This window comes from Rhabdaerophilum sp. (genome assembly GCF_046092605.1).
GTDB lineage: Bacteria > Pseudomonadota > Alphaproteobacteria > Rhizobiales > Beijerinckiaceae > Rhabdaerophilum.
The window spans coordinates 1-5,226 of sequence record NZ_JBJTDY010000104.1 but is presented as its reverse complement, the minus strand read 5'-3'; the positions used below and the strand labels follow the sequence as shown (position 1 = coordinate 5,226).

Below are 5,226 nucleotides of genomic sequence, written 5' to 3'. Positions count from 1 at the left end.
CAGCGCGGGGATATAGCTGAAATGCTCGCCGCCATTATGCTCGAAGATCTCGCGGTTCTCACCGTCCAGTTCTTCCAGCGTCTCGAGGCAATCCGCCGAGAAGCCGGGCGCGATCATGGCGAGGCGCTTCACGCCGGATTTCGCGAGCGCTTCGACGGTTTCATCCGTGTAGGGCTGCAGCCACGGATCGTTGCCGAAACGTGACTGGAAGGTGATGCGGAAACGCTCCTTCGGCCAGCCCAAAGCCTCGCGCAGCAGGCGACCGGTCTTCTGGCATTCGCAATGGTAGGGGTCGCCCTTGTGAAGATACTTTTCCGGCATGCCGTGGAAGGTCGCGACCAGCACCTCCGGCTCCCAATCAAGCCCGGCGAGATGGGTGCGCACGGAATTGGCGAGCGCCTCGATATAGGCGGGATCATCGGCATAGGCGGGGGCCACGCGCACATAGGGCTGCCAGCGCATCTTCATCAGCGCGCGGAAGGCCTGGTCGGCGGCGGTGGCCGTGGTGGCCGCGGCATAATGCGGGTAGAGCGGCACCAGCAGGATGCGGTTGCAGCCCTGATCCTTCAGCCACTGGATGCGGCTCTCCGTGGACGGGTTCGCATAGCGCATCGCGAAATCCACAACGATGCGGTCATCGCCCGAAAGACGCTCCGCCAGCCTGTCCGCCTGATTGCGGGTGATGGTCTTGAGCGGCCCTTCGTTCTTCTCGTTGTTCCAGATCGTCGCGTAATCCTTGCCCTTTCTGCCCGGGCGCGTCGTCAGGATGATGAGGTTCAGCAGCGGCCACCAGAGCAGGCGCGGCACCTCGATAACGCGCCGATCGGACAGGAATTCCTTCAGATACCGGCGCATGGACCAGTAATCGGTCCCATCCGGCGTGCCGAGATTGAGGAGGAGGACGCCCACCTTGCCCGTCTTCACCGGAGGGTGATCCGGCGGCAGGCGAACGGCCCGCATCTCAGCTTCGCGGCGCGTCTCGAACTCACGGTTCATGGCGTCATCAATCATCAACGGCTGATGTTTATTCATCGGAGCGTTCCGTAAGGCATCGGGAGGGGGGCGTCACGCGGGAAAGCGCGCCCGGTTGCCTTGCTTTACGCGGCTCTCAGCCGATCGGACGTTCATCCGCGATGATCTTTCCATCATTGGGCAGCGAGCCCGGCTCCACGAGTTCCACCTCGCCCCTGAGCCTGGTCTGCGTCTGAAGGCTCGCGGCGAGCGCGCTCGCGAGGCTTGGCGATGCCTCGCCGCTTTCGGCGCGGAGCGTCATCGTATCCTGTTCATTCTTGCGCATCACGACAAGGCGCAGGCGGCCGAGGCCGGGATGCGCCTTCCGCACCGCCTCGATCTGCGCGGGGTCGACGAACATGCCCTTCACCTTCGTGCGCTGGTCCGCACGGCCCATCCAGCCCGCGAGGCGCTGGTTGGTGCGGCCGCAGGGGCTCCGTCCCGGAATGATCTTCGAAAGGTCGCCCGTGCCGAAGCGCAGCAGCGGATAATCCGCGTTGAGACGCGTGACGACGATCTCGCCCACCTCGCCCTCGGGGAGGGCTTCGTTCGTGCCGGGCTTCACGATCTCGACGATCAGCCCCTCATTGATGATGAGGCCGGGCTGGCCGAGGCTTTCATAGGCGACGATGCCGAGATCGGCCGTCGCGTAGCATTGGCAGGCCACGATTCCATGATCCTTCACGAAGGCCTGAAGGCTGGGCGGGAAGGCGGCGCCCGAGACCATCGCCTTCCGGATCGAGGTGACCGGCCGACCGGCCTCGATGGCCTTTTCGATGAGGATCTTCAGGAAGTCCGGCGTGCCGGCATAGGCATTGGGACGAAGCGCCTCGATGGCATCGAGCTGCTGCTCGGTCTGTCCCGGACCCGCGGGGATCACTGCAGCGCCGATGGCATGTGCTCCCGATTCGAAGATGAAGCCGCCGGGCGTGAAATGGTAGCTGAAGGTATTCAGCACCACGTCACCCTTGCGCATCCCCCCCGCGAAGAAGGCGCGACCGGCACCCCACCAATCGCCGGCATGCCCTTCGGGATCGAAGATCGGCCCGGGGGACATCAAGAGACGCTTCAGCGCGCCGGTCTTGGTCGCAGCCAGCCCCGCGAAAGGTGGCTTCTCCTTTTGCAGCGCGAGAAGATTGCTCTTGCGGAACACCGGCACCTCTCCAAGCGCGGCGCGGTTCTTCAAGGACCGGATATCGATGCCCTTGAGCTGCTTCTTCAGCGCCGGCGCCTTGCTGATGCGATCGGTCAGCAGCGCGCGGAGCGTGCGGAAATCCTCCGCCTCGCGCTTCTCGGGCGAGCGGGTTTCGAGCCGGTCGAAATGGCTGGGCATCGTCTCTCTCCAGGCTCAGGCGGCGGCTTGTTCGGTCGCGAGGAACTCGCCGATCCGGGCAAGAGCCCGCTCGATATTCGGCAGCGAGTTCGCGGAGGAGAGGCGGAGATAGCCTTCGCCATATACGCCGAAATCCGGCCCGCCGATGGTGGCGATGCCGGCCTTTTCCAGCAGGGCGGAAGCGAGTTTCTTCGCCTTCCAGCCGGTCTGGCTGATGTTGGGAAACGCGTAGAAAGCGCCCTTCGGCGTGGCGCAGGAAATGCCCGGCAGCGCGTTGAGCCCGGCCACGACCGCCTTCCGCCGGCGATCGAACTCCGCAACCATGCGATGCACATCATCCTGCGGGCCGGTGAGCGCCGCGAGTCCCGCCCATTGGGCGGGCGCGTTGACGCAGGAGAAGGAATTCACCGCAAGCTTGCGCGCCGCCTCATAGGCTTTCTCGGGCCAGATGGACCAGCCCAGGCGCCAGCCGGTCATGGCATAAGTCTTCGACCAGCCATTGAGCAGGATGAGGCGATCCCGGATTTCCGGATAGGTCAGCAGCGAGCAATGCGCCTCGCCGTCATAGGTCATCTGATCGTAGATCTCGTCCGACATCAGCGCGACGCGCGGGAAGCGCGCGAGGCCTGCGACCAGCTTGTCGATCTCGGCCCTGGGCGTGACGCCGCCCGTGGGGTTGGCGGGCGAATTGATGATGAGCAGGCGCGTGCGCGGCGTGATGAGCGAGAGCGTCTCCTCCGCGGAGAAGGCAAAGCCGTTCTCCTCGCGGATCGGCACGGGGACGGGCGTCGCGCCCGTGAATTCGATCATCGAGCGATAGATGGGGAAACCGGGATCGGGATAGAGGATCTCCACGCCCGGCTGGCCGAACATCAGGATCGCCATGAACATGGTCACCTTGCCGCCAGGCACGACCATCACGCGCTCCGGCGACACCTCCGCTCCGAACCGGCGATGCACATCCGCCGCCACCGCCTCGCGAAGGGGGAGAATGCCGGTTGCGGGCGTGTAGCCATGCTGGCCATCGCGCAGGGCCTTGATCGCCGCTTCCACGATATGGCCGGGGGTTGGGAAATCCGGCTGGCCGATTCCGAGATTGATGATGTCGCGGCCCTGGCGGGCAAGTTCGGTCGCGCGGGCGAGGACCGCAAAGGCGTTCTCCTCGCCGATGCGGGCGAAGGCGGGGACGATATCCAGCATGAACTCCCTCTCTCGGGCCTCTTCGGCGGTTCTGGTCTTGAATGCGCGGGACGATGCGCCCCGGTGCCGCCACTCTGCGAAGAAGCGGCGGCTTGCGCAAGATGCGCGAAAGCGGGATGAAAATGTTTTCGTTTTCGCGCGGAATTCCGATTGATCTCCGACCAACATCGCGGCATGCTTGCCCAAACATATGATGAATGAGGAGAGGCCAAGATGGCCCGTAAACCGGCTTCGCGTAAAGGCTTCAAACTTCGCTCGCGCGACTGGTTCGACAATCCCGGCAACCCGGACATGACCGCGCTCTATCTCGAGCGCTACCTGAATTACGGGCTGACGCGCGAGGAACTGCAATCGGGCAAGCCGATCATCGGCATCGCGCAGACGGGCTCCGATCTCTCGCCCTGCAACCGGCATCACGTGGTGCTGGCCCAGCGCATTCGCGAAGGCATTCGCGAGGCGGGCGGCGTGGTGATGGAATTCCCGGTCCACCCGATTCAGGAAACCGGCAAACGGCCAACGGCTGCGCTGGATCGCAACCTCGCCTATCTCGGTCTGGTGGAGGTCCTCTATGGCTATCCGCTCGACGGCGTGGTGCTGCTGACGGGCTGCGACAAGACCACTCCGGCCCTGCTGATGGCCGGCGCGACGGTGGATATCCCCGCGATTTCCATGAATGTCGGGCCGATGCTCAATGGCTGGTTCCGCGGCGAGCGCACCGGCTCCGGCACGATTGTCTGGAAGGCGCGGCAGATGATGGCGGCGGGCGAAATCAACTACGAGCAGTTCATCGAACTTGTGGCGTCCTCGGCTCCCTCCACCGGGCATTGCAACACGATGGGCACGGCCTCGACCATGAACAGCCTCGCGGAAGCCTTGGGCATGAGCCTGCCGGGCTCGGCGGCGATCCCCGCTCCCTATCGCGAGCGTCAGCAATGCGCTTACGAAACCGGCAAGCGCATCGTGGAGATGGTTTTCGAGCGGCTCACGCCTTCGAAGATCATGACGCGCAAGGCGTTCGAGAACGCGATCCGGGTCAATTCCGCCATTGGCGGCTCGACCAACGCGCCGATCCATCTGATCGCCATCGCGCGCCATCTCGGCATCGAACTCACGCCGGACGACTGGGAGAAATACGGCTATGATGTGCCGCTGCTGGTGAATCTCCAGCCCGCCGGCGAGTATCTCGGCGAGGAATATCATCGCGCCGGCGGCGTGCCGGCCGTGGCGGCCGAGCTCATCGGGCAGGGCCTCATCCATGAGGATGCGCTGACGGTGAACGGCAAGACCTTCGGCGAGAACAATCGCGGCCGTTTCAGCGAGGATCGCCGCGTCATCAAGCCGTTCGCCGAGCCGATGAAAGCCCGGGCAGGCTTCCTGAACCTCAAGGGCAACCTCTTCGACAGCGCCATCATGAAGACCAGCGTGATCTCGCCCGAGTTCCGCCAGCGCTATCTCGAAAACCCGAAGGACATGAATGCCTTCGAAGGCACTGCCTTCGTGTTCGATGGCCCGGAGGATTATCACCATCGCATCGATGATCCGTCCCTCAAGATCGGGGCGGATGGCATCCTCGTCATGCGCGGGACAGGGCCGATCGGCTATCCCGGCGCGGCAGAAGTCGTGAACATGCGGCCCCCGGCCTATCTCATCAGGAAGGGCATCAACGCACTGCCCTGCATCGG

At 64.3% G+C, this 5,226-nt stretch carries 4 protein-coding genes; 1 reads left to right on the top strand and 3 read right to left on the bottom strand.

What is annotated here, in order from left to right; all coding sequences use genetic code 11:
* The 3 genes from hemH to ACKODO_RS08270 form a co-directional block, all read right to left on the bottom strand.
* A partial coding sequence (gene hemH / locus ACKODO_RS08280) for a ferrochelatase (protein WP_408982969.1) occupies window positions 1-996 on the bottom strand: 996 nt, incomplete at its 3' end.
* 112 nt (window positions 997-1,108) lie between these two features.
* The gene (locus ACKODO_RS08275; RefSeq protein ID WP_408982968.1) at window positions 1,109-2,344 is read right to left on the bottom strand and encodes a phenylacetate--CoA ligase family protein; all 1,236 of its coding nucleotides are present in this window, start codon (window positions 2,342-2,344) and stop codon (window positions 1,109-1,111) included.
* Window positions 2,345-2,359: 15 nt separating this feature from the next.
* Window positions 2,360-3,544 carry a pyridoxal phosphate-dependent aminotransferase gene (locus ACKODO_RS08270; RefSeq protein WP_408982967.1) on the bottom strand — a complete coding sequence of 395 codons (1,185 nt, stop codon included), beginning with the start codon at window positions 3,542-3,544 and terminating at the stop codon, window positions 2,360-2,362.
* A gap of 213 nt (window positions 3,545-3,757) precedes the next feature.
* Between ACKODO_RS08270 and ACKODO_RS08265 the strand changes: the two genes are divergently transcribed.
* Window positions 3,758-5,226 (top strand): IlvD/Edd family dehydratase (locus ACKODO_RS08265; protein ID WP_408982966.1); only part of this gene is annotated, 1,469 nt, incomplete at its 3' end.

Coding starts and splice junctions, on each gene's coding strand:
- ACKODO_RS08275 (WP_408982968.1), bottom strand. CDS start 2,344: ATGCCCAGCCATTTCGACCGGCTCGAAACCCGCTCGCCCGAGAAGCGC.
- ACKODO_RS08270 (WP_408982967.1), bottom strand. CDS start 3,544: ATGCTGGATATCGTCCCCGCCTTCGCCCGCATCGGCGAGGAGAACGCC.